Below are 2,838 nucleotides of genomic sequence, written 5' to 3'. Positions count from 1 at the left end.
GTCTTGGTGCAACGATAATACGGGCGGGCAGGCGGCTGCTGTCGTCGCTGCCGGCGCTGTTCGGGGTGCTGGTCTTCACCTTCCTGCTGATGCGCGTCCTGCCCGGCGACCCCGCGGTGTTCTTCGCCTCGGGGCCCAATGCCGGCAAGGAGGAGATCGAGCAGATCCGCAAGCAGATGGGGCTCAACAAGTCGGTGCCGGAGCAACTCGTGTTCTATCTCTCCGACATCGGCCACGGCAATCTCGGCCGCTCCATGATGACGGGACAGCCGGTGCTCAAGGATCTGCGCGAGCGGCTGCCGGCCTCGCTGGAGCTCACCTTGACCGCGCTGCTGATCGCGCTGATCGCGGCGGTGCCGCTCGGCGTGCTGGCGGCGCTGCGACCGGGATCGATCGTCGATCACGGCGTGCGGCTGTTCTGCGCGCTCGGCGTCTGCGTGCCGACCTTCGTCTCGGGCCTGCTGCTGATCTACGTCTTCTACTATCTGCTCGGGCTTGCGCCTGATCCGACCGGGCGGATCGACGTCTTCACCTCGCTGCCGCCACAGCGCACCGGTTTCCTCTCCATCGATTTCCTGCTTGCCGGCGATTTCGATGGCTGGTGGGCGGCCTGCAAGCAGCTGATCCTCCCCGCATTCAGCATGGCGCTGTTCGTCATTGCGCCGCTGGCGCGGATCACGCGCGCCTCGATGCTGGTCTCGCTCGGCAGCGATTTCGTGCGCACCGCGCGCTCGGTCGGACTGTCCTGGCGCAAGGTGGTGGTGACTTATGCGCTGCGCAATGCGATCCTTCCCGTCATCACCATCGCCGGCATCGTGTTCTCGACCATGCTGGGTGCCAACGTCCTCGTGGAGAAGGTGTTCTCCTGGCCGGGCGTCGCCTCCTACGCGCTTGATGCGCTGCTGTCCTCCGACTATGCGCCGGTGCAGGGCTTCGTGCTGCTGATGGCGAGCCTGTTCGTGCTGGTCAACCTCGTGGTCGATATCTGCTACGGCATCGCCGATCCCAGGGTGTCGATCGGATGACCAGCGCAACCCTCCGCCATTCGGTCTGGATCCTGCGCGGCAATCCGCTCACGGCCGTCGCCGCTGCCGGCGTGACGTTGTTCGTCCTGATCGCAATCTTCGGTCCCTGGATCGTGCCTTACGATCCCATCGCCTCGAACGTGTCGGAAGCCCTGCTGCCGCCGAGCGCGGCGCATCTGGCCGGCACCGATCAGCTCGGGCGCGACGTGTTCAGCCGGCTCATCATTGCCGCGCGCCTCGACCTTGCCATCGCCGTCTCCGCGGTCGGCATCTCCTTCGTGATCGGGGCCGTGGTCGGTGCGTTCTGCGGCTATGCCGGCGGCCGGCTCGATCGCGCCGTCGGCCGCTTCGTCGACGTGATGATGGCGTTTCCGCTGTTCGTGCTGGCGATGGCGATGGTGGCTGCATTGGGCAACCGGATCGAGAACATCGTGATCGCGACCGCGATCATCAATCTTCCCTTCTACATCCGCTTCGCGCGCGCCGAGGTCAACGTCCGGCGCAATGTCGGCTGGGTGGAGGCCGCACGCGCCTGCGGCGAGAGCCATTTTTCCGTGGTGCTGCGTTTCCTGCTGCCGAACATCCTGCCGGCGATGGCGGTGCAGATCTCGCTCAATCTCGGCTGGGCGATTCTGAACGCGGCAGGCCTCTCCTTCATCGGCCTAGGCGTCAAGCCGCCGACGCCGGAATGGGGCATCATGGTCGCCGAGGGCGCCCGTTTCATCTCGACGGGGCGGTGGTGGCTGGTGGCCTTTCCGGGCCTCGCGCTGATGATGGCGGTGCTGTGCTTCAACCTCCTCGGCGACGGCATGCGGGACATTCTCGACCCCCGGATGCGCACATGAGCGAGGATCTGCTCAGGATCGACGACCTCCACGTTTCGTTCTCGACGCGGCGCGGGATGGTCGAGGCCGTGCGCGGCGTGACGCTCACCGTCAAGCCTGGCGAGATGCTCGGCCTCGTCGGCGAGAGCGGCTCGGGCAAGTCGGTCACCGGCTTTGCGACGACGCGGTTGCTCGATGCCGCCGGGCGCGTCACCGGGGGGAAGATCCTGTTCCGAGGGCAGGACGTCACCAAGCTCAGGGGCGATGACCTCCGGCAGCTCCAGGGCGCCGCGATGTCGATGATCTTCCAGAACCCGCGGGCGGCGCTCAATCCGATCCGCGCCATCGGGCTCCAGATCGCGGATGCTATCCTGACTCACAAGCGCATCTCGAAGGAGGCCGCGCGCGCCGAGGCGCTGGACCTGCTGCGCGCGGTTCAGATCCGTGATCCCGAGCAGCGGATGAATGCCTATCCGCACGAACTCTCCGGCGGCATGTGCCAGCGCGTCATGATCGCGATTGCGATCTCCTGCAATCCCGCACTGTTGATCGCCGACGAGCCGACAACGGGGCTCGACGTCACCACGCAGAAGGTGGTGATGGATCTGCTGGCAGAGATTGCCGCCGCACGAGGCATGGCCACGATCCTGATCACGCATGACCTCGGCCTCGCCGCACGCTATTGCCGGCGCATCGCGGTGATGGAGCGCGGCCGCATCGTCGAGGAGGCAAGCCCCGGCAAGCTTTTCAGCACCCCGCAGCACGCCTATACGAGGCGCCTGGTCGCGGCATCGCCGACGGCGACGTCCCGGATCGAGGACCTCGTGACTGAGGAGGAGAGAGAGCGTTACAACGCCATTCTCGACAAGCCACGGCCGGTGCTGCCACACGGCACGCCGCCGCTGCTGGAGGTGCGCAAGCTCGCAAAGCGTTTCGACCAGGGCTCCGCCGCAGTTGCAGACTTCTCGATGAGCATGGCCGGCGGCGAG

Annotated in this window: 3 protein-coding genes; all 3 read left to right on the top strand. The window is 66.4% G+C overall.

Features of this window, described 5'->3' with window-relative positions; translation table 11 throughout:
• The coding region (locus tag JHD07_RS23330) for an ABC transporter permease (RefSeq protein ID WP_291626294.1) at positions 1-1,025 on the top strand (1,025 nt) is incomplete at its 5' end.
• Entirely contained in the window at positions 1,022-1,870 is an 849-nt protein-coding gene (locus JHD07_RS23325) for an ABC transporter permease (RefSeq protein WP_291626292.1), read from the top strand. The genes JHD07_RS23330 and JHD07_RS23325, both read left to right, overlap by 4 nt.
• Positions 1,867-2,838, top strand: a 972-nt coding sequence (locus JHD07_RS23320; RefSeq protein WP_291626290.1) for an ATP-binding cassette domain-containing protein, incomplete at its 3' end; no start/stop codon positions are given. The genes JHD07_RS23325 and JHD07_RS23320, both read left to right, overlap by 4 nt.

The sequence above is a fragment of the Bradyrhizobium sp. genome (genome assembly GCF_016462955.1).
In the GTDB taxonomy this organism is placed as follows: Bacteria; Pseudomonadota; Alphaproteobacteria; order Rhizobiales; family Xanthobacteraceae; genus Bradyrhizobium.
The sequence above is the reverse complement of the archived record's forward strand: the minus strand, read 5'-3'. Positions and strand labels throughout refer to the sequence as shown.

Excerpts from the sequence above, each read along its gene's own strand:
- JHD07_RS23325 (WP_291626292.1), top strand. The coding sequence starts at position 1,022 with ATGACCAGCGCAACCCTCCGCCATTCGGTCTGGATCCTGCGCGGCAAT.